Origin of the sequence: Kutzneria sp. NPDC052558 (assembly GCF_044547355.1) — a bacterium.
In the GTDB taxonomy this organism is placed as follows: domain Bacteria; phylum Actinomycetota; class Actinomycetes; order Mycobacteriales; family Pseudonocardiaceae; genus Kutzneria.
The window spans coordinates 83029-107944 of sequence record NZ_JBIUAG010000011.1 but is presented as its reverse complement, the minus strand read 5'-3'; the positions used below and the strand labels follow the sequence as shown (position 1 = coordinate 107944).

Below are 24916 nucleotides of genomic sequence, written 5' to 3'. Positions count from 1 at the left end.
ACACTGCGCCAATGCTGGCCGTGAAGCTCCTGGGCGCGCTGCACGCGGAAGTCGACGGACGCGAACTGGAGTTGGGGCCGCCGAAACAGCGGGCCCTGTTCGCACAGCTGGCGGTGCGCCGCAACCAGGTGGTGTCCCGCACCGAACTGATCGACGGCGTCTGGGGTGAGGAACCCCCGGACAGCGTCCGCGGCATCATCCACACCTACGTCTCCAAGCTGCGCCAGACCCTGGCCGGGGAACGCAAGGCGGCGGCCCGGGAGTCGCTGCTGGCCAGTGTCGGCTCGGGCTACCGGCTGACGCTGGAGCCGGACAATGTGGACCTCTGGCGGTTCGAGCACGCCTTCCAGCAGGCGGCGCAGGCCCGCGCCGGCGACGACGTGGAGCGGGCGATCGAGCACTGGGACCGGGGCCTGCGGCTGTGGCAGGGCGAGCCGCTGCCGGGCGTGCCGGGGCCGTTCGCGGAGAGCGAGCGCCAGCACCTGGCCGAGCTGCGGCTGGCGGCGATCGAGGATCGGGCCGAGACCCTGCTGGCGCTGGGCCGTGAGTCCGAAGTGGTCGTCGACCTGCGGACGTATGTCGAGGACCACCCGCTGCGGGAACGGTTGCGAGCCCTGCACATGATCGCCCTGTACCGGGGCGGCCGGCAGGCGGAGGCGCTGGAGCACCACGACCGGCTGCGCCGCATGCTGGCGGCGGAGCTGGGGGTGGACCCGGGCGCCGAGGTGCAGGCGGTCTACCAGCAGATCCTGGCCAACGACCCGGCGCTGGGCCGCCCGAAGCAGCGGGTCACGGTGACGCTGCCCAAGGAGGAGCCGCCGACGCCGGCCCGCGAGGGGCGCAGCCCGTATCCGGGCCTGATGTCCTTTTCGGTCGGCAACGCGCAGTACTTCTTCGGACGGGAGCAGCTGACGGCGTCCCTGGTGGACCGCCTGGGCGATCCGCGGCGGGACGGCCCGGTGGCGGTGGTCGGCGCGTCCGGCTCGGGCAAGTCCTCGCTGCTGCGGGCCGGCCTTGTCCCCACGATCGAGGGCATGGACCTGGCCACCCGCCGCTGGACCTGGCTGCTGGTGACGCCGGGCAACAAGCCGGTGGAGGCGCTGGCCTCGGCGCTGGCCCAGGGCACCGGCCAGCCGCCGTCGGAGCTGCTGGCGATCATCCGCGACGAAGCGACCGAGCTGGCCGGGGTGTTGGACGGCTCGGAGCGCCTGGTGGTGGTGATCGACCAGTTCGAGGAGCTGTTCACGCTCTGCGAGGACGAGGCCGAGCGCCGGATGTTCGTCGAGGCGATCACCGCGCTCAACGCGGCCGTGGTGTACGGGGTGCGGGCCGACTTCTACGGCCACTGCGCCCGGTTCCCGGAGCTGGTCGCGTCGTTGGAGCGGGCGGTGGTGGTCAGCCCGATGACGGCGGCGGGGCTGCGGGAGGCGATCGAGCGGCCGGCGGCGCTGGCCGGGCTGGAGTTGGAGCCGGGCCTGAGCGACGTGCTGCTGCGCGATCTCGGGGCCGAGGAGGACACCGGCGGCGTGCTGCCGCTGCTGGCCCACACGCTGCTGGCGACCTGGCAGGTCCGCGAGGGCAATCGCCTGACGTTGCACGGATACGCCGAGGTCGGCGGCGTGCACCGGGCCATCGCCACCACGGCCGACGCGACGTATGCCCGGTTCGATCCGGTCGGCCGGGATCTGGTGCGCCGGCTGTTGCTGCGGCTGGTGCACGTCGGCGAGGGCGTCGAGGTGACGCGGGCGCGGGCGGACCGGGCCGGCCTGATCGAGGGCTCGTCGGATCCGGAGACGGCGGCGGCGGTGCTGGACGCGCTGGCCCGGGCCCGGCTGGTGACGTTGGACGAGACCACGGCCGAGATCAGCCACGAGGCGCTGCTGCGGTCGTGGCCACGGCTGCGCGAGTGGGTGGCGGCCAACCGCGAAGGCCTGCGGCAGCACCAGCAGCTGGCCCAGGACGCTCGGGCGTGGCAGCAGGCCGGCCGGGACGATTCGGGGCTGTACCGGGGTGCGAAGCTGGCGATCGCCCGCGAGTGGGCGGACGACGACGCGCTGGCGCCGGTGGAGCGCGAGCTGCTGGAGGTCAGCGCCGAGCGGGAGGCTGCCGAGCACGAGTCGGCGGTGCGGCGGACCCGGCGGCTGCGGCAGCTGGTGGCGGCGCTGACGGCGCTGCTGCTGGTGGCCGTGGGCTCGATGGTGTTCGCGCTGATCGAGTGGAACACGACGTCGCAGCAGCGGGCCGACGCGCTGTCCAGACAGGTTGCGCTGCGGTCGAATTCGCTGTTGGCCGCCGATCCCGCGCTGGCGGCGCAGCTGAGCCTGGTGGCGTATCGGACTTCGCCGACCACCGAGGCCACGGGCAGCCTGCTGACGTCTTCGGGCGTGCCGGCGGCGACCCGGCTGCTGGGGCACAGCGACGGCGTGACTGCCTTGTCGTACGGGGGAAATCTCCTCGCCAGCGCCAGCAAGGACAAGTCGGTTCGGCTGTGGGACGCGACCTCCCGCAGCGAGCTGGCGACCCTGCCGGTGTCGAGCGCCGCCTACGGTGTGGCGCTGAGCCGGGACGGCAAGCGGCTGGCCGCCGGCATCGCCGACGGCTCGGTCATCCTCTGGGACGTAAGCGATCCCCGCAGCCCCAGGCCGCTGGCCACGGGCAGGGGTCATTCCGACAGCGTGTTCTCGCTGGCCTTCAGCCCGGACGGCCAGCAGCTCGCGACCGGCAGCGGCGACAAGACGGTCCGTCTGTGGCATGTGGACGGTCAGCAGCTGGCCTCGTTCGCCGTCCTCAATGGACACGAGAAGACCGTCACCTCGATCGCCTACAGCCCGGACGGCAAGCTGGTCGCCAGCGGCAGCTACGACAACACCGTGCGGCTGTGGAACGCCGCCACCGGGGCCCCGGCCGGAGTTCTCGCCGGCCACGCCAACGCGGTCACCGGCGTGGCCTTCAGCCCCGACGGCAGCCGCCTGGCCAGCGCCAGCTACGACGAGACGGTCCGGATCTGGGACACCGCGACCGGCGCCACGGTGGCGACGCTGCCGCCCGCTACGAGCTTCCTGGAGGCCGTGGCCTTCAGCCCGGACGGCCGGATGGTCGCGGCCGGCGGCGACGACCACATCACCCGGGTCTGGGACATCACCTCCGGCACGCCGGTGGCCTCGTTCACCGCGCCGGCGACGATCCGCGCGGTGGCGTTCAGCCCGGACGGCTCGTCGTTGGCCACCGGGGCCGCCAACTGGGCCGTGACGGTGTGGGACGTGAGCGCGGACGAAGTGCTGGGGCACGCCCAGTCCGGCTGGGGCATCGCCTTCGACAAGACCGGCAAGGTGCTGGCCAGCGGCCATTACGACGGCACGGTGCGGCTGTGGGGCATGGGCGACCCGCGGCGGCCGACGGCGCTGGCCACGCTGACCGAGCACACCGGCCCGGTGACCTCGGTGGCGTTCAGCCCGGACGGCAAGACCCTGGCCAGCGTGAGCTATGACCACACCGCCAAGCTGTGGGACGTCGCCGACCCGGCCCATCCGACGCTGCTGTCGACCGTGGCCGCCTCCACCGGGCAGCTGGAGTCGGTTGTCTTCGATCCGTCCAGGAAGATGATAGTCACAAGTGGTGACGATCACCTGATCAGACTGTGGGACGTGTCCGACCCCCGCCACGTCACGCCGATCGGGCAGCCGCTGACCGCGCACACCGACGGCGTCAGCTCGCTGGCCTTCAGCGCCGACGGCAAGACCATGGCCAGCGGCAGTTACGACGGCACCGCCCGGATCTGGGACGTCTCCGACCCGGTGCACCCGGTCAGCAAGGCCCCGATCACCGCCGCCCGGCCGGCGGCGATCCGCGGCATCGCCCTGTCGGCCGACGGCAAGCTGCTGGCCGTCGGCGGCGAGGACCACGCCGTGGAGCTGTGGGACGTCAGCGGCGCGCCGTCGCAGCTCAGCACGTTGACCGACCACACCAACACGGTGACCTCAGTGGCCCTGAGCGCCGACGGCAAGTCCCTGGCCAGCGCCAGCTGGGACCGCACGGTGTCCACCTGGGACATCAGCGACCCGCGCCGTCCGAAGCAGTCGGCGAGCCTGTCCGGGCCGACCGGCAACGTCACCGCGGTGGCCTTCGACCCGCGCGGCGGGAGCGTCGCCGCCGGTGTGGCCGACGCGCCGATCTCCTTGTGGCAGACCGATCCCGAGGCAGTGGCGCGGCAGGTGTGCAGCGTGCGCGGGACGCCGCTCAGCGAGGCCGAGTGGCACACCTACGTGAGCGAGGACGCCCCGACCGACCCCTGCTGACCAGCGCCCCGACCCGCACGCCCAGGCCTTGTGAGCGACACCTCGCCCATGGCCGCCGCCGGCCGTGGAATACTCTCCCCAGCCATGTAGTTGAGAGTTCAAGTACAAGGCGTTTCGAGAGGAGCAGCGGACATGCAGTTCGGAGTGTTCACGGTCGGCGACGTGACGACCGACCCCACCACCGGCGTGACGCCGACGGAGGCCGAGCGGATCAAGGCGATGGTCACGATCGCGCTCAAGGCCGAGGAGGTCGGGTTGGACGTGTTCGCCACCGGCGAGCACCACAACCCGCCGTTCGTGCCCTCCTCGCCCACCACCATGCTCGGCTACATCGCGGCCAGGACCGAGAAGCTGATCCTGTCCACCTCGACCACGCTGATCACCACCAACGACCCGGTGAAGATCGCCGAGGACTTCGCCATGCTCCAGCACCTGGCCGACGGCCGGGTGGACCTGATGATGGGCCGCGGCAACACCGGCCCGGTGTACCCGTGGTTCGGCCAGGACATCCGCCAGGGCATCCCGCTGGCGATCGAGAACTACGCGCTGCTGCACAGGCTGTGGCGCGAGGACGTGGTGAACTGGTCGGGCAAGTTCCGCAGCCCGTTGCAGGAGTTCACCTCCACGCCCCGCCCGCTGGACGGCGTGCCGCCGTTCGTGTGGCACGGCTCCATCCGCAGCCCGGAGATCGCCGAGCAGGCCGCCTACTACGGCGACGGCTTCTTCGCCAACCACATCTTCTGGCCCACCTACCACTTCCAGCAGCTGATCCAGCTGTACCGGCAGCGGTTCGAGCACTACGGCCACGGCACCGCCGACCAGGCCATCGTCGGCCTGGGCGGGCAGGTGTTCATGCGCCGCAACTCCCAGGACGCGGTGCGCGAGTTCCGGCCGTACTTCGACAACGCCCCGGTGTACGGGCACGGGCCGTCGCTGGAGGACTTCACCTCGCAGACGCCGCTGACCGTCGGCAGCCCGCAGGAGGTCATCGACAAGACCCTGACCTTCCGTGAGCACTTCGGCGACTACCAGCGGCAGCTGTTCCTGATGGACCACGCCGGCCTGCCGCTCAAGACCGTGCTGGAGCAACTGGACCTGCTGGGCGAGATCGTTCCGGTGCTGCGCAAGGAGCTTGACGCCAAGCGGCCGGCCAACGTGCCCGACGCCCCCACCCACGAGTCGCTGAAGCAGAAGAAGGTGTCCGCATGACTGCCATCGCGGTCGTGACCGCCGGTTTGAGCCAGCCCTCCTCCACCCGCCTGCTGGCCGACCAGCTGGCGGCGGCGACCAAGGAGGCGCTCGGCGGCGACGCGGAGATCACGGTGATCGAGCTGCGGGACATCGCCGTGGACGTCACCAACAACATGCTGACCGGCTTCCCCAGCCCGAAGCTGTCCGCCGCCATCGAGGCGGCGACCGCCGCCGACGCGCTGATCGCGGTCACGCCGGTGTTCACCGCCTCCTACAGCGGGCTGTTCAAGTCCTTCTTCGACGTGCTGGACAAGGATTCCCTGGTCGGCAAGCCGGTGTTGATCGCCGCGACCGCCGGAACCGAGCGGCACTCGCTGGTGCTGGACTACCAGCTGCGGCCGATGTTCGCCTACCTGCGGGCCGAGGTCACGCCGACCGGCGTGTTCGCCGCCTCGTCGGACTTCGGCAGCCCCTCGCTGCACGACCGCGTGCGCCGCGCCGGGGCCGAGCTCGCCGACCGCGCCACGGGGATCCGCACCACCGCCAAGCCCGCTGACACCTTCATCCCCTTCGACCAACTCCTCGCCCACTGACGTCGGCGAATCTGTGGCCTAGGTGAATCATCAGTAGTGCCGGCCCGTGCCCCGAGCGGCACGGGCGTCGGCGTGAGCATGGGGTATGGCCAACATCGCCTATCTGAGTCTGCCCCTGTACGGCCACGTCTACCCGACGCTGAACTTCGCCGAGGAGCTGGTGCGGCGCGGGCACCGCGTCACCTACGCCACGAGCGAGTCGCACGCGGCGGCGGTGGGCAGGACCGGGGCGCGGCTGCTCGCCTACCCGGATGCCATGTCCCGCAACGCCACCTTCGCCGGCATGGGCGAGGTGACCACGGTCAAGGCGACGCTGATGGACCTGCGGTGCGTGGAGCACAGCCTGCTGCTGATCGACGAGCTGGCGGCCGGGCTGGAGCAGGAGCGGCCGGATCTGGTCGTCGCCGACGCGATGCTGTTCGACGTGGCGACGGCGCTGGCCCGGCGCTGGCAGGTGCCGGCGGTGGTGACCCACCTGCACTTCGCGTACGACGGGAACGTGGACTGGCGGCCGCACCGGATGGCCCGCGCCTTCCCCGGTTTCAGTGACCCGGAGCTGATCGAGCTGGCCGGCCGGGTGGGCAGGGCCCGGGCCGAGCTGGGGCTGGGCGAGGACGAGTCCGGCGCCACCCGTGAGCTCGGTTTGTGCTTCCTGCCGCCCAGTTTCCAGCCCGACCGGGAGAAGTTCGGGCCCCACATGCGGTTCGTGGGGCCGGCGGTGGACGGCGCGTCGTACGCCGGCGACTGGCAGCCGCCGGCCGACGGCAAGCCGGTGCTGCTGGTGTCGCTGGGGTCGATGGTCCGGCACGACACCGACTTCACGGAGCTGTGCGTCGCGGCCTTCGCCGACCTCGACTGGCACATCGTGATCACGCTGGGCGGCGAGGACGACGGCGACCGCGAGTACCCGCCGAACTTCGAGGTGCTGGCCTGGGTGCCGCAGCGCTCGGTGCTCAAGCACGCCGCCGTGTGCCTGAACAACGGCGGCATGGGCGCGATCATGACGGCCGTCCGCGAGAGCACTCCCCTGCTGCTGGCGCCGGAGCTGATCGACCACCAGGACACGACGGACGCGGCGGTCCGCACCGGCGTGGCCCGGCGGATCGACCTCACGGGGCTGACCGCGGCCGAGCTCCGGCAGGCGGTGCTGGACGTGGCCGCCGACGAGGACATGCGGGCGGCGGTCGCGGCGCTGCGGCAGGAGATCATCGACACCCGGGGCGCGGCCCAGGCCGCCGACCTCGTGGAGGACCGGCTGCGGGAGCTGGCCGCGCTGTCCTAGGCGCCGCCGAACTTCGACCCCGCGCAGCCCCACTCCTCCCGTGTGGCGCCGTTGTTCGGGGAGCGCTGAGGCCCGATCAGTTCGGGAACAGGTTGCGGTGCTCGACCACCTCGTCGAGCACGAAGTACGTCTGGATGCCGCGAACGCCGGGCAGCTGGTGGATCTCCTCCATCAGCACCCGGCGGATCTCCTCCATGGTGCGGCCGCGCAGCAGCAGCGCGACGTCGAACCCGCCGGCCAGGAACGCCGCCCACTGCACGTGGCGGTTGTCCACGAGCTCCTCGCGCAGCTGACGCCAGTTGAGCTGCCCGCCGCTCACCACGGCCAGGGCGCTGAACTGCCAGCCGAGCTGCTGGGGATCGGCGTCGATCGTGTAGCGGCGCAGGACCCCGGACTCGGCCAGGCGGTTGACCCGGCTGTACGCGGTGGCCCGGGAGACGCCGGCGGCGTCGGCGACCGCGCCCATCGGGGTGCGGGCGTCCCGGTCGAGGGCCTGCATGATCGCTAGGTCGATGGCATCTGGACTCATGCCCAGCATCGTGCCCAGCTCGGCGACAGCTATCCAGACACCTACGTCGATGGGGCGTTTTTGTCTGGACTTCAGGCCCCGAGCTGGACTGTCGTCTCGGCCGGCGGCGACGCTGCGTCTCATGGACATCGTCGCCGAGCTGGACCTCGACCCCTATCCCACCTATGCCCGGCTGCGCCGCGATGCCCCGGTGGCCTGGATGCCCTGGGCGCGGTCCTACTTCGTCACCCGGTGGGACGACGTCCGGGCCCTGGCCGATCCGACGATCTACAGCGCGGCCGTGCACGACTCGCCGGTGACGGCCACGCTCGGCCCGAATCTGCTGCACAGCGAGGGCGAGCGGCATCGTGAGCTGCGGGCGCCGCTGACCGCCAGCCTGCGCCCGGCGGCGATCGCCGCCCGCGTGCGGACGGTCGTCGAGCGGGTGGTCGACGAGGCGCTCGACCGCCTGGATCCCGAGGTCGACCTCATCGCCGACTACGCGCAGCCGCTGGCGATCCGCGTCCTCACCGAGGTCACCGGGCTGCCGCCGGTCGCCCCGGCCACCCTGTTGCGCTGGCTCGACGGCCTCGCCGCGGGCGTGTCGAACTACGAGCGCGATCCGGCGAAGGCCCGCCTGGCGGCCGAGGCCAACCGGGAGGTGGACGCCATGCTCGAGCTCCAGCTGCGCGACGGCGTGCCGGACGGCAGCATCCTGGCCGCGCTGCTGGCCACCCCGGTCGATGGCCGGCCCATCACCTTCGCCCACCTGGCCGCGACGGTGAAGCTGCTGATCATCGGCGGCATGCAGGAACCCCGGGACCTGTTCGGCTTCGCGGTCGGCCACTACCTGCGCCGGCCCGACGTCCGGGACCGCCTGCGGGAGGACCAGGCCGAGTCCGGTCCGCTCATCGAGGAGGCGTTGCGCTGGGGATCGCCGTTGGGCACGGTGACCCGGCGCACCACCCGCCCGGTCACACTGTCCGATGTGGACATTCCGGCCGGCGCGATGGTGGTGGGCGTGATCAGCTCGGCCAACCGCGACGAGCGGCACTGGGACAACCCCGACGACTTCGACCTCGACCGGCCCGACTTCCAGCATCTCGCGTTCTTCACCGGCGCACACGCCTGCGTCGGCGCGAGCCTGGCTCGGCTGGAGGCGCGGCTGGCCGTCACGGCCCTGATCGACCGGTTCGATGACGTCAAGCTGCTCGCGCCGATCACCGTGCGGGGCTGGGAGTTCCGCGGCCCGGTGTCGATACCCGTGGCGCTCGGGCGACGCGCAACCCGGCGGCCCACGACCTCGAACGCGCGGGCGTTGCGGGTCGGTCGGGCCGAGACGGTGACGCCCGATGTCCGGCTGCTCACGCTCGAATCCGTTGACGGGCAACCACTTCCGACGGTCGAACCGGGCGCGCACATCGACGTCGAGATCGCCGGCGACGCGACGCGGCAGTACTCGCTGACCGGCGATCACTGGCAGATCGCCGTGCGCCGGCAACCGGGCGGCCATGGCTCGGAGTGGTTGCACGATCACGTCAAGGCCGGTGACATGCTGCGGATCGGCGGGCCACGCAACAACTTCCGGCTGGTGGACGCCCCAGCGCACGTGTTCATCGCCGGCGGCATCGGGATCACGCCGATCGTGCCGATGGTGGCCCGACTGCGACGCGACGGCCGGCCGTGGCGGCTGCACTACCTGGCGCGATCCGTTGCCGAGATGCCGTTCCGCGACGTGCTCGACGGGCCCGAGACGACCCTGTGGCCGACCGGAACCGTCGGCCGCCCGGCACTGGACGAGCTGGTCAAGGATCTCCCCGACGGCGCCGCGGTGTACTGCTGCGGCCCGGCGTCGCTGTTGGACGAGATCGAACAGCGGCGCCTTTCCGGCGAGGGCGTGTGGTCACGGCTGACGCTTCGGGTCGAGCGATTCGCACCGCGGCAGCGGCGGCGAACCGATGCCAGCGCTGACAAGCCTTTCGACGTCGAGCTGCGCCGGTCCGGCCGCAGCGTTCATGTCCCGGCCGGCTGCTCGCTGCTCGACGCGCTCCAGGAGGCCGGCGTGCTGGCGCCGTCCACCTGCCGTGCCGGAACTTGCGGCTCCTGCGAGACTTCCGTCCTCGAAGGCGCGGTCGAGCACCGGGACAGCGTGCTCAGCCCGGACGAGCGCGCCCGCGACGACACGATGATGGTGTGCGTGTCGCGGGCCCGCTCGCCCCGGCTCGTCCTGGATCTGTGAGCCGGTCGGAAGGACAGGGACAGCTGGGCCGCGCGGCTCGTGACAGGGCCGGCATCGTGGGTTTGTCGATGCTGTGTCAGTTGATGCTGTGTCAGTTGATGCTGTGTCAATTGATGCAGGGAACGCCGTCGGCGGTGATCGTGTTGCTGGAGGACGCGGCCGACGAGGACGACGACGACGTCGGCGCGGCGGCGGCGTAGGTGTTGAGCTGCATCGGCGCGGCGCCGGTGAAGCCGTACTTGGTGTTGTAGTCCGTGCCCAGATACACGCGGACATGCCCGGCGGTCAGGGTGTCGTCGGCGATCAGCGGCACGCCGCCGAGGGCGTCGGACACGGCCTGCGCGGCGGCCTTGGCATTGGCCGGATAGTTGACCGAGGACGCCTTGCGGGCAGTGGCGGTGCCGACCTCGCCGCGGCCGAATCCCTTGGCCACCAACTTGTCCAGCACACTGGCGGCCAGACCGGAGACGCTGGAGGCATTGCGAACGTCCACAGTGGTCGCCGCGTAGTTCACCGAGTTCGAGCCGGCCCCGCTGGTCGGCGCGCCGCTGGTGGAGGTGGCCGCGCCGATGGTCTGCCGCACGAACTGCTGGACCTGCTGGGGATCCACCTCGACGGCGTCGCCGTCGTTGGGCGTCTGCAGGGTGATGCTGACGATCGGGATCGTCACGAACTTGATGTTGCCGGTGCTCATGCCCTGCAACTGCTGGGCGAACTGGAGCACGTCCCAGCCCTGGTCGATGACCACGGCCTTCTTCACCGCGGCGATCAGGTCGTTGAGCTTGCCCGGGTTGGCCAGCGTGCCGGCCGACAGCACGGTCTTGGCCATGCTGGACATGAAGGCCTGCTGGCGGCGGATGCGGTCCAGGTCGCCGTTGGGCAGGCCGTGCCGCTGCCGCACGAAGGCCAGCGCGGCCGAGCCCTCCACGGTCTGCTGGCCGGCCGGGAAGTTCGCGCCGGAGTAGACGTCCTTGACCGGGTTGATCAGACACACCGGCACGCCGCCGATGGCCTGGCTGATGAAGAAGAAGCCGGCCAGGTTGACCGCGGCGTAGTGGGTGATGGTCAGGCCGGTGAACTTCTGCACGGTGGCGATGGAGGTCTTGGCCCCGGCCTCGGCCGCCTTGGTCTCCCGGTCGGCCCCGGTCACGCCCTGCTTGGTCAGCGTCTGGTAGGCGTCGTTGCGGCCGTAGCTGTAGGCCGAGTTGATCTTGTGCTTGCCGTAGCTGGAGCCGTCGCTGGCCACGATCTGCACGTAGGAGTCGCGCGGGATGGAGATCGCGCTGGCCGCCCCGCCGCCGGCCGGGATGTGGATCACGATCATGGTGTCGGTGGTGTCGCCGCCGTCGTCGCCCCCGCCGGCGTGCAGCTGGTTGAGCACGTCCGCCGGCAGCGGGTTGCCCTGGGCGTCGGTCCGGGTGTCCAGGCCGACCATCAGGATGTTCTGCTCGTCGGCCGGCGGCACGGTCTTGCCGATCACGTCGGCCGTGGTCAGGCCGTTCAGCTTGGCCAGCTGCGACCACGCGTACCAGGTGCCCCCGAAGACCACCATCGACACCACGACCATCAGCACCTGGAAGGTGCGCAGGGCCGGGCGGGCGCGGCGCGCGGCGGTCGGCCGGGGCTGTCCGGCCGGCTGCGGCGTCCGCCGCACGTCGAGGCGCTCCGACATCGGGCGACCCCTCCCCTTCGTGTGCTCCAACGGGGTCGCCCGGTGGTGCGACCACTGTCCCTAGGACGTCCATAGTGCCTTGCCGTTGCCAGGGCCGTGGCGGGGACCGCCCGTCCGTGCGAGACACACAGACAAGAGGTTCGTTAGTTCGCGATTCGCCACTACGCTACGTGATGACGTCACCTCATTGGGTAAGGGGGAGGCCGAAGTGGACTGGCACACCCGGTGACCAGAGCACGCTCACCGGCGGCGCGGCCGGCCGAGGCGTGCCGGCGGCGGCCAACAGGCCCTCCTCCAGGTCCAGCAGCTCGGCCCGGTGCAGCGGCCAGGGCGGGTGCTCGTTGGGCAGGTAGACGGTGCGGCCGCGCCAGGACACGTGCAGGCCCCAGCGGGCGGTCATGAAGTGCTCCAGGTCACTCGGCTCCGCGATGGGCGCGCCCGGCAGCACCCGGATCCGGCTGCTCGGGCCGCTGCCGCGCCGCTGCGACAGGTACGTGACGACGTCGCCGTCACGCCGGATCCGCATCGACGCCCACTTGTACGGCAGGCTGAAGCCGGCCTGGGCGATCAGCACCGGCAGCAGCCGGGCCGCGTCCAGCGAGCGGAACACCACGCCCCGCCGGCCGTGACCGTCCACTGAGTACAGTCGCACGTTCGTCTCCGGAAACGTGCCCAGATAAGGCATACGCAGCACATTGCTCATCCGGAACGGCACCAGGCCGACGTAGGTGACACCGTCGAGCGTGTCCGGCGCCGTGCCGGGCGGCAGCAGCGGAGCGATCAGGTCCGGATCCGCCGGCCAGTGCAGGAAGGTCAGCTCGCGCCAGGCCTGCGTGAGCACCCTGCGCCGCAGCGGCCGCGGTGTCGTGACGGTGACCGGCTCGATCTTCACGCCGCCAGTTTACCCCGCCGGTTGCCCGATCCTACCCGGGCAGTGGAGACTCTCGGGCAATCCTTCGGCTTGGAAGTCCTTGCGCGACAACAGATACAGATTCGTTCTACGCAGTTGTGCGTATACGCGCGCACGGGGTGGTGGCCACAGGATGACGCCGTGGTTCAGAAGGCAAGCAGATACCTCGTCGTCAGCGACTCGCTCTACACCGACGGCGACAAGCGGCCCGTCCGGCTCGTGCTCAACACCCGCACCTCCCGCGTCAGCCCCGTCGGCGACGCCGTCGCGTGCACCCTGCGCGCGGGCGACTGCGGCCCGCTGCCCGACGATGTCGCCGAGCAGCTCACCGAGTTGGACATCCTGGTGCCCGACAGCCGGGACGAGCTCACCGACGTGCTGGACGAGCAACGCGCCCGGGCCCGATCCTTGGCGTCGCTGAACTATGCGCTGGTGCCAGCCGGCTTCTGCAACATGGGCTGCGAATACTGCGGGCAGGTGCACGTTCGCGGCAAGTCCACCGCCAACCACCGCGACGCCGTGCGTGATCGGGTCCTGCGGGGCATCAGCCGCCCCAGCACTGAGGAGGTCCACGTCGGCTGGTTCGGCAACGAACCCCTGCTGTCGTACGAGATCGTGCGCGGCCTCGCCGCCCAGTTCGTCACGGCCGCCGACGATCGCGGCGTGCGCTACACCTCCACCATGACCACCGGCGGCGCGCTTTTGACCCCTCGCCGGCTGCGTGCGCTGTACGAGGAGTGCCGGATCCACGCCGTGCAGGCCGTCATCGATCCGGCCCGGCCGTACCAGCGGATCCTCTCGGTGCTCGCCGGTCTCATGCCGGAGGAGTTTCCCCTCCTGCGCATGACGATCCGCTGCGACCTGGCCGACGTCGCCGAGGTCGACGCCTTCATCGACGCCGCTCTGGCCGCTGGGCTCAACCGCCCCATGTTCGAGTTCGAGCTCCGCGCGGCCGCGACCTGGCCACGGGCCCGATTCGCCGCCGCGGAGCCCCGTTGGCTACGCCGCATGCAGGAGGCCGGGCTCGGTTGCGGGACCTTGATCCCCTCGCCGCTTGCCCGCCCCCTCTGCCCCGCCGTCACCCGCACCGCCGAAGTCATCAGCAGCAGCGGCGCCATCTTCTCGTGCACCGAACACCCCCTCGTCCCCGCCCACGAACAGGCCGACATCCTCGAACTCGTCGCCCACGCCGACCACAACCGCCAACGCCCCGCCGGCCGCTACGACGACTGGCACGACCGCGTCAACCGTGGGCAACAACCCTGCTCCTCGTGCCCCTTCCTCCCCACCTGCGGCGGCCGCTGCCCCAAACGCTGGGACGACGGCGCCCCGGCATGCCCCAGCTACAAACACAACATCCAGCAACGGCTCGACCTCGTGGCCGCCAAGTCGGGGCTACTGCGGTGTTCTTGAGGTTCTGTGGGGGCTTGCTGTGGTTCGGGGGGTGGTGTCTGTGTTTCGAGGACAGGGTGTCTGTGGTTCCGGGGGGGGCTTTCTGTGGTTCGGGGGGTGGGTGTCTGTGGTTCCGGGGGGTGGCTTTGGTTGGTGGCGATCACCCGTCGGGTCGGATGGTTGCTTGGGTGGCGGGTCGGGCAGTTGCTTTGGTGGCGGGTCGGACGGTTGCTCCTCACCGCATTCCTCCTCCCCTTCATCAATCCGCCCTCGCCGCACTCTTCCCTTCCACACCATCACCAAGCCCTCGCCTGGGTCGGTTGTCTGTGGTTCCGGGGATGGCTTTGGTTGGTGGCGATCACCCGCCGGGTCGGACGGTTGCTCCTCACCGCATTCCTCCTCCCCTTCACCAACCCGCCCGTAGCCGCACTCTTCCCTTCCACACCATCACCAAGCCCTCGCCTGGGTCGGTTGTCGCGGGTCGGGTGGGTGGATGGGGTTCGTAGCGCGGCGTGAGGTGGGTGGGTGGTGCGGTTTACAGAGGGCTTGGGACGTGGGAGGGGTCTGGCTTTCGTGGTTTGCTTGCCGTTTGGCAGGGTGGGCGCGAGGGTGGTGTTGGAAAGCGCTTTCCTGAAGTTTTCTTCAGGTGGGAAACGAAGAGATAACCGTTTCCTGGCAACAGAAATCCATACCCATACTGTGGTAAGATGAGGACATGTCAGTGAACCTGGATATGCCGGTCGACGCCGAATGGTGGCGACTGGGTGACGGGGCGCTGGGCGAGATCGGTGTGCTGATCGAGCAGCGACGCAAGAACGACTACCTGCGCGAGATCGCGGTGGTGCGAGAGCAGTGGAACCGCACCAGCCGGACCAAGGACGACCGCAAGGCACTGGTCGCGTCGCTGACCGTGGCATGGAAGATCACCCGGGGCGAGGCCCGAGACCTGGTGCGGTTCGCCGAGCTGTTCGGGCGCGACGCGGTTCGGGACGTAGCCAATGTGGCGGTGCTGAGCAAGCAGCACCTGACCATCATCGACACCACCCTGAGCGCGGCGCCGGAAGCGGATCGCGACGATGTCGAGGCGGCGTTGGTGGAGAACGCGCCACAGTTCGACACCGTCGACTTCAGCGACATCGCCAAGCGAATCCTGCTGCTGCTCGACCAAGACGGCAAAGCCCCCGACGACCCAGAGTTGGCCCGACCCACGCGGGAGCTCTACATCACCCGCCGACCCGACGGATCCTTCGACATCCGAGGCCACCTGGACCTGGAGACCGGAGCCATGCTGGAAGCGGCCATCGCCGCCAAGTCCAAGCCCACCACCGCCGAAGACACCCGCACCACCGCCGAGCGGCACGGCGACGCCTTCGCCGAGATCGTCGAGATCGCCCTGGGCAGCGACGCCCTGCCCGAGGAAGGCGGGGAGAAGCCGCACCTCGCCCTCACCATGTCGTGGAAGGACTTTCAGGAGCAGCGCGGCACCGCCGACCTGGAGGGCATGGGGCCGCTCAACGCCGCCTCAGTGCGCAGGATCGCCTGCGACAGCACGATCCTGAGGGTGGTGCTGGGGGCCAAGTCCGAAGTCCTCGACATCGGACGGGCCAGCCGGACAATCCCCAACGCGATACGCAGAGCACTGATCATCCGAGACAAGGGGTGCGCGTTTCCGGGATGTGGAAGGAAACCTCGGCAATGCCACGCGCATCACGTGGTGGAATGGGCTGACGGGGGGCCGACCAGCCTGGACAATCTGGTGTTGCTGTGCAGCGCCTGTCATCGGCTGATTCATCACAGCGACTGGAAGGTGAAGATCAACGAGGGGCTGCCGGAGTTTCACCGCTGACCCCGAGCAAGGGCCAGCCGCCGACCGGGGCGGACGGCGGCGGACCATGTCGGGGAAACGGCGCTCAGGCCGGCTTGAGTTCGGCCATCTCGGACCAGTCGTCCTGGGGAATGGTGAAGTTGATGATCTGCGGGGTGGTGGCGATGGCCTTCGGGAGCACGGCCATGGCCTGCTTGAAGTGCTCGGAAGTGACATGGGCCTCGGCGGCGTCGTCGTGGAAGCCCTCGGTGAGCACGAAGACATTGGGGTCGTCGACGCTGCGCGCCCAGTCGAAGAAAAGGTTGCCGGGCTCGGCGCGGGTGGCGGCGGTGAACTCGGCGGTCAGGTCGAGCCAGCTGTCGGCGACCTCGGGGCGGACGGTGAACTTGACCACGATGAAGATCAAGGCGAGCCTCCTGTCGTGTGGGCCAGGCCCACGATACCGATGATCAATGCCGCCGCGCCCAGCATGAGCAGCGCGGGGGCATGGGCGCTGAGCCAGAGCACCCGAGCCCGCACGCACGCGGGCACGGAGTGCAGCTCGGCGGACCGGAACACCAGCAGCGCCAAGGTGAGCGTCGCGCCGAACACGATCAGCTCGATCACGCGCCCATCACCTCCGCCACGATCAGGTAGCCGTTGAGCAAGGTGATCAACACGGCGCAGCCGGCGGCGGCGAACGTGGTGACCCGGCGGTTCACGAACGAGCCCATGACATCCCGTCGACGAGTCAGCAGCACCAGTGGGACCAAGGCGAAAGGAATGCCGAACGACAAGGCCACCTGGGAGATCACCAGGCTGTCGGTGGTCGGCAAGCCCAGCGCCAACACGGTCAGCCCGGGCAGCATGGTGATGCCCCGCCGCACGTACAGCGGAATACGGCGACGGATGAAGCCCTGCATCACGACCTGCCCGGCGTACGTGCCGACACTGGACGACGACACGCCGGAAGCCAACAGCGCGACGGCGAACGCCAGCGCCGCTCCCCCGCCGACCAAACGGCCCAGCGAATCATGGGCGGCGAGAATCGGGTCGCCGGTGATCGGCAGCGAGGCGGCCAGCACCAGCATCGCCATGTTGATCAAGCCGGCGGTGCCCAGCGCCAACAGCACGTCCACGGCCTGCGAGCGCAGCAAGGTATGCCGGGAGAGGTCGCTGCGGTGGTGGGCGCGCTTCTTGGTCAGGGCGGAGTGCAGGTAGATCACGTGCGGCATGACGGTCGCGCCGATAATGCTCACGGCCAGCAGCACGCTGTCGGAGCCGGCGAACCCCGGCACCAGGCCGGCCGCGACGTTCTGGTGCACCCCGACGGTGGCCAGGTCGTAGGCGAAGCCAAGGAACACGACGCCGAACATGGCCGCGATGGCCAGCTCGAACGGCCGACGGCCGCGCTGCTCCAACGCCAGCACCCCGAACGCCACCACGGCGGTCAGCACACCGGCGATCGGCAGCGGCACCCCGAACAGCAGATTCAGTCCCACCGCCGCACCCACCAGCTCGGCCAGGTCGGTCGCCATGGCCACCAACTCGGCCTGCGCCCACAGGCCCCGCGACACCGGCCTCGGGAAATGCTGCCGGCACAGCTCCGGCAGGTCCCGCCCGGTCGCGATGCCCAGCTTGGCCGACAGGTACTGCACGAGCATCGCCATCACGTTGGCGGCCAGGATCACCCACAGCAGCCGGAACCCGAACAGCCCGCCGGCGGTGATGTTGGTGGCGAAGTTCCCGGGATCGATATACGCCACGGCGGCCACGAAGGCCGGCCCGACCAGCTTCGCGGAGACAGCCGGCCGCGCGGTCGTCACCGTCGCCGGATCGCGCTCAAGCACAGCCACCTCCTCAAGTCAAGGATTAGATGCTAGGAAGGGGGCCTTCCTCCACTCGGAGTGCAGGAAAGCCCCCTTCCAAGCGTGAAATCAGGCGACGGAGGGGCCCATGCCGAGGGATTGGGGGGTGCTGGCGTCGGGCGAGGGCTGGTGCAGGCCCTCGTCCAAGGGGCCGAACTCGGTCATGAGGGCGGGGCTGCCGCCCCAGGGGGTCTGCTCCTCGGCGATGAGGGAGTTGGTGGTCAACAACAACCCGGCTACCGAGGCGCCGTTCTGGAGGGCGGAGCGGCAGACCCGGAGGGGATCGACGATGCCCATCTCGACCATGTTGCCGTAGCGCTCGTGCAGGGCGTCGAAGCCCTCGTCGTCGGAGAGCTCGCGGGAGCGCTGGAGGATCTGCGCGGCGGGCAGGCCGGCGTTGGCGGCGATGAGGAACGCGGGCTCGGACAGGGCCCGGCGCACGATGTCGGCGCCGGTGGCGTAGTCGCCGGTCAGGTCGAGGTCGTCGAGGACCTTCTCGGAGTGCAGCAGCGCCGCGCCGCCGCCGGGCACGATGCCCTCGGCCATGGCGGCCCGGGTGGCGGACAGGGCGTCCTCGACCCGGTGCTGCAACTCCTTGAGCTCGGCGGGAGTGGCGGCGCCGACGCGGATGAGGGCGACCTTGCCGGTGAGGGCGCCGATGCGTTCGGTGAGCACGTCCTCGTCGGTGCCGTTGACAGCGCGTTCCAGTTCGGAGCGAAGCTGGGTGACACGGAACTCGACGTCGGCGGTGGAGCCGGCGCCGTCCACAATGGTCGTGGAGTTCTCGGTGACGCGGACCTGCCGGGCCCGGCCCAGGTGGGCCAAGGTCATGGTCTCCAGGGAGAAACTGGCCTGGCGGGACAGCACCGAGCCGCCGACGATGGCGGCGAGGTCCTCCAGCTTGTGCAGCCGCCGGTCGCCGAAGCCGGGAGCCCGCACGGCGCAGGCCCGGAACACGCCGTTGACGTGGTTGTGCACCAGCATGCTCAGCGCGGTGCCCTCGACGTTCTCGGCGATCACCAGCAGCGGCCGCGGATCCCGCATCACCTTGTCCAGAATGGGCATCAGCTCCTGGACCTTGGTGATCTTCTCGCTGCACATCAGGATGTACGGGTCGTCGAGCACGGCCTCCAGCCGGCCGGGATCGGTGACCAGATAAGGCGACAGGTAGCCGTTGTCGAACTCGAAGCCCTCGACGAAGTCGACCCGCATGCCGATCCGCGGCGACTCCTCGATGCTGACCACGCCGCCCTCGCCCACGGTGTGCAGGGCGTCGGCGATCACCGCGCCGACCTTGTCGTCGTCGTTGGCGGAAATGGCGGCCACCCGGGCGAAGTCCTGCCGGGAGCTGACCGGGTGGGCGACCTTTTCCAGGTGCTCCACCAGAAGCCCGACGGCGTGGTCGATGCCCCGCTTGATCAGCACCGGATTGCCGCCGGTGGCGATCACCCGCATGCCCTCGCGGATGATGGCCTGCGCCAACACGGTGGCGGTGGTGGTGCCGTCGCCGACCACGTCGTTGGTCTTGATCGCCGCCTCCTTGACCAGCTGCGCGCCCATGTTCTCGAACTGGTCCTTGAGGTGGATCTCCCGCGCGATGGTGACGCCGTCGTTGGTGACCACCGGCGAGCCGGTGATCTTCTCGATGATCACGTTGCGGCCCTTGGGCCCCAGCGTCGACTTGACCGCCTCGGCCAGCTTGTCCACGCCCGCGAGCAGCAGGTCCCGGGCTTGCGCGCCGAAGCGCAGTTCCTTGGCCATGGTTGCCTGCCTCTCTACGGAGTGAGCACGGCCCGGCCGCGCACCCGGCCGGCGTCGAGGTCGGCCAGCGCGTCCAATGCGGCGTCCAGCGGGTACTTACGGGTGTGTAGCGTCACCTTCCCCTTCTGCGCCAACACCATCAGCTCGGCCAGGTCGTTGTAGGTGCCGACCAGGTTGCCTATCACGTTGCGCTCGGTGGAGATGATGTCGATGGTGGGAATGTCGATGTTGCTGCCGTAACCGATGACATAGTGCGAGCCACCGCGCCGGGTCATGGCGAACGCGTCCTGCTGGGCGCCCTGCTCGGCGACGAAGTCCAGCACGACCTCGGCCCCGTGCCCGCCGGTCAGGTCCAGCACGGCGTCAACATGCTTGCCGTCGGCCAGAACCGTCACGTCCGCGCCCAGTTTCGACGCCAGGTCAAGGGCTTCCGGGTTGCGGTCGACGACGATGATCGTGGTCGCGGTCAGCGCGGCCAGCGACTGGATGCCGATGTGCCCCAGGCCGCCGGCCCCGTTGACCACGCACACGGTTCCGGGATACAGCAGCGGAACCGCCTTGCGCACGGCGTGGTACGCGGTGATGCCGGCGTCGGCCAGAGCGGCCACATCGGACGGTTGGGTCGCCGGGTCCAGCTTGATGCAGGCCCGCGCCGAGGTCAGCAGGTAGTCGGCCATGCCGCCGTCGGTGTTGATGCCGGGGAAGGTCGAGTCGAGACAGTGCATGTCGTCGCCGGCCCGGCAGGCGTGGCACAGCCCGCAGGTCGGCGTCGGGTGCAGGATGACCGTGTCGCCGACGGCCACAGTGGACACTCCGGAGCCGACTTCCTGGACCCAGCCGGCATTCTCGTGCCCGATGGTGTACGGCAGCGTGACGCCGGACTTGTCGCGCCACTGCTCCTCGATGATGTGCAGGTCGGTGCGGCAGACCCCGGCCCCGCCGATCCGCACGACCACGTCGAACGGATCACGCGCGCGGGGCTCGGGCACCTCGTCGATGACTGGCTGCTTGTGGTAGGAGTGCAGCCGGACGGCTCTCATCGCTCCTCCTTCACTCCGTAGCGGCCGAGCAGCATTCCACGGCACACCCCGGAATTGGCTTCCTGACTGACCCGGGTAAGCCGGGCCAGCCCCAGGTGTGTCCTGATGTCGGTGACCGCCTCGCCCGTGGCCGGATCCAGCACCAGCGGCGACGAGTCGCCGTGGGGCAGGCCGAGTTCCCTTCTGCGGGAACGCAACCGCTCTCGATCGGCGCCCTCCGGTGCGTCGCCGAGAGTGAGGTCAACGAGTCCGAAGCGGTCGACGCCGGCGGCGATCATGGTCCGGCAGACCCGGTCGGTGCCGGCGAGCACGGCCCGGCGCAGGAAGTCCGCGCGCAGGCCGTCCAGCTCGTTCACGGCCTCGCCGGGGAACGAGCCCACGAAGCCGGACCGCCGGGCCACCCCGTCGTTGATCACGTCGGCGGCGAAGTGGTCCTCCAGCTTCACCGACACCGACGTCACGCCGGGCACGGCGAGGACGGCGTCATAGGAGTCCGCCACCATCAGATAGGCGAAGTTCGGCGCGCAGAAATACGTCGGCAGCCGCAGGCGCACGCGAACCTCCCCCTCCTCGGTGACCAGGCAGTGGGAGACGAAACCCAGCTGGGTCAACGGCTCGTCGAGCTCGGGGTCGAGCACAGTGCCCAGGGCCGACCAGACCGCCGCGAGCACCGCGGCGGCCTGGTCGGGGGTGCGAGTCACGGAGGTCATGACGCCGGCACGCCGACCGGCTCGACCTCGGGCGCGTCGACGTCGCACTCCGGCGGCACCTTCAGGTCGTACAGCTTGGCCGCGTTGAGGCCCAGGATCTTCTTCTTGGCCGCCACCGTGAGCTTGGCGTAGTCGGAGAACTCCTCGCCGTCGGGCATCTGCCAGTCGACGAAGCCCTCCACCTGCCACTTGGGCTCCCAGATGGCGTAGTCCGCGCCGAACACCAGGCGGTCCTCGCCCAGCCAGAACAGCAGCTCGCCCATGACCTTGGCGAAGAACCGCGGCCGGGCGTGCATCAGGCCACCGACCACAACGGACAGTCCGGCGTAGACGTTGGGCTCCTGCGTCGCCATGAAGCAGAAGTCCTCGATGCGGGGCAGGCCCACGTGCTCGACGATGAAGTTGAGCTCAGGGAAGCTGGTCGCCGCGTGGTCCACATCGGACACGTCGAACGCGTCCTTGTCCAGGGGCCAGATGGTCGGTCCCTTGTGGACGTGGATGTTCCTGATGCCCAGTTCCTGGCACTTCTCCAGGTACCGCGCGGCTTCCGGGCTCTTCAGGCTCCAGCCGCGCGAGTCGCCCTTCCACTCGGCGGTGTAGAGCTTCGCCCCGACACAACCCCAGCGCCTGGCTCGCTCCTCGAGCGCCTTCAGTCCGTCCTCGCCGTCGCGGGGGTCCCAGTTGGTGTTCACCACGAACTTGCCGGGGTGCCGTTCGGCCAGCTCCCCGTTGGCCTCCGTGGTGTTGAACCCCGTCGTGTACCACTGGCGGAGGTTGGTGGGCTGGAAGATCGCGACGTCCACGTGGCCCTCGTCGAACAGATCGGTCATCATCTGCTCTTCTGAGTACTTCTGGAACTTCTCCAGCGGCCAGTGCGTCTCGGCCGGGCCGAGGCTCTGGTACGCGTGGAAGCACTCGATCCAGCCCTTGGCGTACTCCTCCTGGCCGGGCACCCAGTTGGCCGGGCTGGCGTCCCAGAAGTGGGTGTGGCCGTCGACCACGAAGTACTTCACACCGTCCTTGACGTACACACTGCCTCCTAGGACCGGGCCACGAGGTCGAAGTCGAGGTACTCGGCGGCGTCCTCGGGATTGGCGAACATGATCGTGCGGTCGTCCTCGTGGATCATGCGCCCGTAGTGGGTGGACATGCTCTCCTCGAACTCGGCCGCGTTGAACCAGCCCTCCTCCTCGCCGGCGGCCTCGTCGATCTCGCTGTAGACGACGTCCATCCGGCCGACCGCGTCGACCCGGATCATCGAGGGCAGCGGCAGCACGGTGACGTTGTCCTTGGCGGCCATGACCTCCGCGACGATCGCCCCGACCTGGTTGTTCATCAGGGTGAAGCCGCACATGTTGGACGCGGTGTTGTTCTGCTTGAACGGACTCTCGGCCGTCGTGAAGGTGGTCACTGGCCCAGCTCCTTCGGTGGCGTCAGTTCCAGGTCGGACAGGATGGCGCTGAACCGGCTCTTGGCCCGGTCCAGGCCGTCCTCGAAGCGCGGCGGCTTGGCGTCCGGCTGCGACCACAGCGGCTGCAGCGTGCGGGCGGCGTGGATGCACCGCGGCACCCAGGTCTCCAGCCACTGCCGCATCAGCTTCTTGTTCTCCGCGCCGAACTGCTTGTCGGTGACCAGCAGGTGGAACATCGGCTTGGTGTAGCGGAGATCCCGCTCGGCGAAGTCGTACTCCTCGGCGCCGATCAGCGTCGGCGTGATGAAGTCTCCGTTGGACGGTGCGGCCTGCTGGACCAGGTTGCTGCGGAACAACTCCCCGACCAGCGGCTCGAACACGATGTTGGCCGCGAAGACCGCCTCGCACCAGTCCCACACGCCGGTGAGCTGCTCGGCGGTCTCGCGCACGCCCTGCCAGGCCGGGTCGGAGTTCCAGGTGGCCAGGTGGGCGGCGCCGTCGAAGCCCTCGATCTCCTCGCTCAGCGTCAGGTTGTAGAGAGCCAGGTCCTGCGCGGCGCGGATGCGGTGCATGCTGTTCACGGAGATCGCGTTGTTGTGCATGTTCGTGGGCGCGCGGCGGTTGGCGTTGGCGAACAGGTAGAGCCCCAAACCGTGGTCCACGTGCATCCACGCGCCCACGTGCTGGGCCACGAACTGCACCCAGTTGCGGTTCCACTGGTCGAACGCCTTGGCCTGGCGGGCCGCCTCGATGTTCTGGTTGAGCTGGCGGACCACGTTGGAGTTGTAGCGGTAGAGCGTGAGCTCCCACTCCTCGTTGGGGTCACGGAACTCGTGCCAGCCGTGCGCCGGCCACTCGTAGCCCTGGCCGCCGGAGCCGGCGTAGCGCTCGGGCACCGGCCGGTCGCTGCCCCAGGCCCGCAATGCCGTCCACTCCAGGGGATAGCCGCCCTTGCCGTCGGCGAAGCCGTACAGCCAGCCCTGGGCCAGGTAGTGCCGCGGGTCGGGCTGCACCTCGACGGTGACGTCCTCGTAGTGGCTCTGCTTGCGCTTGGCCGGCTTGAAGTAGTTGTAGCGGCGTGCGTCGGAGTCGGGGAACACCTTGGCGCCCGCCTCGGCGTCGGTGAACGCCACCTTGGGCACACTGCGCTCGGTCGTGCTCGGTTCTGCGGTCGTTGTCATCGGCTAAACTCCTTCAGCCGCCGGTCGTGGTGAACTTGTCGTAGAAGACCCGTTTGTCGGCAACACCCAGTGCCGGCAACAACTCGATCGCCGCCTCCACCATCGGCGGCGGCCCGCACACGTAGGCGTCGGCCCCGGTCAGGTCGGACTCGCGGCGCCGGACCACGTCGGTGATCAGCCCCACCTCGCCGTCCCACGGCTCACCGTCCGGTTCGGACAGTGCCGGCACGAACTCGAAGCCGGGCAACCGGGTGGAAAGCTCCGCGATCTCCTTCTCGAAGCAGAGATCCCGCCGCCGCCGGGCGCCGTAGTAGAACACCGCCCTGCGCTCGATGCCACGCTCCGCCATCGACCGCAGCAGGGCCAGGATCGGCGCGATGCCGGCCCCGCCGCCCAGGAACACCAGCGGGGCGGTGGAGTCCCGCAGGGTGAACACCCCGAACGGCCCGGTCACCCTCATCCGGTCGCCGACCGCGACTTCGCCGTCCAGATAGCCGGAGAACAGGCCGTCGGGGTAGATCCTGATGACGAACTCCAGCAGCCCGCCGGCGGCCGAGGTGGTGGCCATCGAGAACGAGCGGGTGGCGTCCGCGCCCGGCACATCGAAATCCAGGTACTGGCCGGGAAAGAACTTCAGGTCGGCCGGCTCCACCAGCCGCACCACCAGCTGCACCATGTCGTGGGTGACGTGGTCCTTGGACACCACCTCGACCACGGCCTGCTGGATGGGCAGCCCGGAGCGGATCATGTCCTCGTCGTAGTTGATCAGCTCGACGGTGATGTCCTCGTACGCGTGCGCCCGGCAGAGCAGGGTGTAGCCCTCCTCCTTCTCGTAGTCGGGCAGCGCGAACGTGGAGTAGCGGTCGTGCTCGACGTCGTCACCGTCCAGAATGAACGACTTGCACGAGCCGCACTGGCCCTCCTTGCAGCCGTGCATGAGCATCACGCCCTGCTCGGCGGCGGCGCGCAGGATGTTCTGGTCCTCGTCGGCCTCGATCTCGATGCCGACCGGCTCGAACCGCACACGGTGCTTCTCGCCCATGGTTTGCCTTTCGAGGG

General features: G+C 69.8%; 20 protein-coding genes. 7 read left to right on the top strand and 13 right to left on the bottom strand.

Translation table 11 applies throughout. The annotated features are described in order from the left end of the window. Positions 1-11 precede the first annotated feature (11 nt). The 4 genes from ACIG5F_RS20950 (at position 12) to ACIG5F_RS20935 (ending at position 7361) form a co-directional block, all read left to right on the top strand. On the top strand, positions 12-4295 hold the full coding sequence (locus tag ACIG5F_RS20950) for a BTAD domain-containing putative transcriptional regulator (protein WP_396519777.1): 4284 nt from the start codon (positions 12-14) through the stop codon (positions 4293-4295). A gap of 132 nt (positions 4296-4427) precedes the next feature. Next, a complete protein-coding gene (locus ACIG5F_RS20945; protein ID WP_396519775.1) occupies positions 4428-5504 on the top strand; it encodes an LLM class flavin-dependent oxidoreductase in 1077 nt (358 codons plus the stop codon). Continuing rightward, positions 5501-6079 carry a CE1759 family FMN reductase gene (locus ACIG5F_RS20940; RefSeq protein ID WP_396519773.1) on the top strand — a complete coding sequence of 193 codons (579 nt, stop codon included), beginning with the start codon at positions 5501-5503 and terminating at the stop codon, positions 6077-6079. The genes ACIG5F_RS20945 and ACIG5F_RS20940 overlap by 4 nt, the downstream gene beginning before the upstream one ends. An 85-nt stretch (positions 6080-6164) precedes the next feature. After that, positions 6165-7361 (top strand): macrolide family glycosyltransferase, encoded by a 1197-nt coding sequence (locus ACIG5F_RS20935; RefSeq protein WP_396519771.1) that lies wholly within the window; start codon positions 6165-6167, stop codon positions 7359-7361. Positions 7362-7437: 76 nt separating this feature from the next. Here ACIG5F_RS20935 and ACIG5F_RS20930 read toward each other — a convergent pair whose 3' ends face one another. Beyond that, entirely contained in the window at positions 7438-7890 is a 453-nt protein-coding gene (locus ACIG5F_RS20930; RefSeq protein ID WP_396519769.1) for an Lrp/AsnC family transcriptional regulator, read from the bottom strand. A gap of 121 nt (positions 7891-8011) precedes the next feature. Here ACIG5F_RS20930 and ACIG5F_RS20925 point away from each other — a divergent pair, with 121 nt between their 5' ends. Continuing rightward, positions 8012-10108 carry a cytochrome P450 gene (locus ACIG5F_RS20925; RefSeq protein ID WP_396519767.1) on the top strand — a complete coding sequence of 699 codons (2097 nt, stop codon included), beginning with the start codon at positions 8012-8014 and terminating at the stop codon, positions 10106-10108. 106 nt (positions 10109-10214) lie between these two features. Here ACIG5F_RS20925 and ACIG5F_RS20920 read toward each other — a convergent pair whose 3' ends face one another. Both ACIG5F_RS20920 and ACIG5F_RS20915 read right to left on the bottom strand, forming a co-directional pair. Beyond that, complete coding sequence (locus ACIG5F_RS20920) at positions 10215-11780, bottom strand: LCP family protein (protein WP_396519765.1); 1566 nt, start codon at positions 11778-11780, stop codon at positions 10215-10217. Between the two features lie 184 nt (positions 11781-11964). Further along, the gene (locus ACIG5F_RS20915) at positions 11965-12672 is read right to left on the bottom strand and encodes a YqjF family protein (protein WP_396519763.1); all 708 of its coding nucleotides are present in this window, start codon (positions 12670-12672) and stop codon (positions 11965-11967) included. Positions 12673-12831: 159 nt separating this feature from the next. On the opposite strand from ACIG5F_RS20915, the gene ACIG5F_RS20910 reads away from it, so the two are divergent. Both ACIG5F_RS20910 and ACIG5F_RS20905 read left to right on the top strand, forming a co-directional pair. Next, the gene (locus ACIG5F_RS20910; RefSeq protein ID WP_396519761.1) at positions 12832-14103 is read left to right on the top strand and encodes an SPASM domain-containing protein; all 1272 of its coding nucleotides are present in this window, start codon (positions 12832-12834) and stop codon (positions 14101-14103) included. A gap of 694 nt (positions 14104-14797) precedes the next feature. Further along, entirely contained in the window at positions 14798-15928 is a 1131-nt protein-coding gene (locus ACIG5F_RS20905; RefSeq protein ID WP_396519759.1) for a DUF222 domain-containing protein, read from the top strand. Between the two features lie 64 nt (positions 15929-15992). Here the strand turns inward: ACIG5F_RS20905 and ACIG5F_RS20900 are convergent, their stop codons facing one another. The 10 genes from ACIG5F_RS20900 to ACIG5F_RS20855 form a co-directional block, all read right to left on the bottom strand. Continuing rightward, positions 15993-16313, bottom strand: a complete 321-nt coding sequence (locus tag ACIG5F_RS20900) for a putative quinol monooxygenase (protein WP_396519757.1) — start codon at positions 16311-16313, stop codon at positions 15993-15995. Continuing rightward, the gene (locus ACIG5F_RS20895) at positions 16310-16513 is read right to left on the bottom strand and encodes a hypothetical protein (RefSeq protein WP_396519755.1); all 204 of its coding nucleotides are present in this window, start codon (positions 16511-16513) and stop codon (positions 16310-16312) included. Before ACIG5F_RS20895 ends, ACIG5F_RS20900 begins: the two co-directional genes overlap by 4 nt. Continuing rightward, the gene (locus ACIG5F_RS20890; RefSeq protein ID WP_396519753.1) at positions 16510-17742 is read right to left on the bottom strand and encodes an Nramp family divalent metal transporter; all 1233 of its coding nucleotides are present in this window, start codon (positions 17740-17742) and stop codon (positions 16510-16512) included. The genes ACIG5F_RS20895 and ACIG5F_RS20890 overlap by 4 nt, the downstream gene beginning before the upstream one ends. A gap of 81 nt (positions 17743-17823) precedes the next feature. Then, a complete protein-coding gene (gene groL / locus ACIG5F_RS20885; protein WP_396519751.1) occupies positions 17824-19515 on the bottom strand; it encodes a chaperonin GroEL in 1692 nt (563 codons plus the stop codon). A 14-nt stretch (positions 19516-19529) separates the two neighbouring features. Beyond that, entirely contained in the window at positions 19530-20555 is a 1026-nt protein-coding gene (locus tag ACIG5F_RS20880) for an NAD(P)-dependent alcohol dehydrogenase (protein ID WP_396519749.1), read from the bottom strand. Then, positions 20552-21265 carry an iron-sulfur cluster assembly protein gene (locus ACIG5F_RS20875; protein ID WP_396519747.1) on the bottom strand — a complete coding sequence of 238 codons (714 nt, stop codon included), beginning with the start codon at positions 21263-21265 and terminating at the stop codon, positions 20552-20554. The genes ACIG5F_RS20880 and ACIG5F_RS20875 overlap by 4 nt, the downstream gene beginning before the upstream one ends. Beyond that, positions 21262-22296 (bottom strand): amidohydrolase family protein, encoded by a 1035-nt coding sequence (locus ACIG5F_RS20870; protein WP_396519745.1) that lies wholly within the window; start codon positions 22294-22296, stop codon positions 21262-21264. The genes ACIG5F_RS20875 and ACIG5F_RS20870 overlap by 4 nt, the downstream gene beginning before the upstream one ends. 8 nt (positions 22297-22304) lie before the next feature. Further along, positions 22305-22676 carry a propane 2-monooxygenase effector subunit MimD gene (gene mimD, locus ACIG5F_RS20865; RefSeq protein WP_396519743.1) on the bottom strand — a complete coding sequence of 124 codons (372 nt, stop codon included), beginning with the start codon at positions 22674-22676 and terminating at the stop codon, positions 22305-22307. Continuing rightward, positions 22673-23857, bottom strand: coding sequence for a toluene hydroxylase (locus ACIG5F_RS20860; RefSeq protein ID WP_396519741.1), 1185 nt, complete (start codon positions 23855-23857; stop codon positions 22673-22675). The genes mimD and ACIG5F_RS20860 overlap by 4 nt, the downstream gene beginning before the upstream one ends. A 13-nt stretch (positions 23858-23870) precedes the next feature. Then, complete coding sequence (locus tag ACIG5F_RS20855; RefSeq protein ID WP_396519739.1) at positions 23871-24899, bottom strand: NADH:ubiquinone reductase (Na(+)-transporting) subunit F; 1029 nt, start codon at positions 24897-24899, stop codon at positions 23871-23873. Between the last annotated feature and the right edge of the window lie 17 nt (positions 24900-24916).

Excerpts from the sequence above, each read along its gene's own strand:
- ACIG5F_RS20855 (WP_396519739.1), bottom strand. The coding sequence starts at position 24,899 with ATGGGCGAGAAGCACCGTGTGCGGTTCGAGCCGGTCGGCATCGAGATC.
- groL (WP_396519751.1), bottom strand. The coding sequence starts at position 19,515 with ATGGCCAAGGAACTGCGCTTCGGCGCGCAAGCCCGGGACCTGCTGCTC.
- ACIG5F_RS20875 (WP_396519747.1), bottom strand. The coding sequence starts at position 21,265 with ATGACCTCCGTGACTCGCACCCCCGACCAGGCCGCCGCGGTGCTCGCG.
- ACIG5F_RS20860 (WP_396519741.1), bottom strand. The coding sequence starts at position 23,857 with ATGACAACGACCGCAGAACCGAGCACGACCGAGCGCAGTGTGCCCAAG.
- ACIG5F_RS20935 (WP_396519771.1), top strand. The coding sequence starts at position 6,165 with ATGGCCAACATCGCCTATCTGAGTCTGCCCCTGTACGGCCACGTCTAC.
- ACIG5F_RS20925 (WP_396519767.1), top strand. The coding sequence starts at position 8,012 with ATGGACATCGTCGCCGAGCTGGACCTCGACCCCTATCCCACCTATGCC.
- ACIG5F_RS20920 (WP_396519765.1), bottom strand. The coding sequence starts at position 11,780 with ATGTCGGAGCGCCTCGACGTGCGGCGGACGCCGCAGCCGGCCGGACAG.
- ACIG5F_RS20905 (WP_396519759.1), top strand. The coding sequence starts at position 14,798 with ATGTCAGTGAACCTGGATATGCCGGTCGACGCCGAATGGTGGCGACTG.
- ACIG5F_RS20945 (WP_396519775.1), top strand. The coding sequence starts at position 4,428 with ATGCAGTTCGGAGTGTTCACGGTCGGCGACGTGACGACCGACCCCACC.
- ACIG5F_RS20880 (WP_396519749.1), bottom strand. The coding sequence starts at position 20,555 with ATGAGAGCCGTCCGGCTGCACTCCTACCACAAGCAGCCAGTCATCGAC.
- ACIG5F_RS20940 (WP_396519773.1), top strand. The coding sequence starts at position 5,501 with ATGACTGCCATCGCGGTCGTGACCGCCGGTTTGAGCCAGCCCTCCTCC.
- ACIG5F_RS20950 (WP_396519777.1), top strand. The coding sequence starts at position 12 with ATGCTGGCCGTGAAGCTCCTGGGCGCGCTGCACGCGGAAGTCGACGGA.
- ACIG5F_RS20930 (WP_396519769.1), bottom strand. The coding sequence starts at position 7,890 with ATGAGTCCAGATGCCATCGACCTAGCGATCATGCAGGCCCTCGACCGG.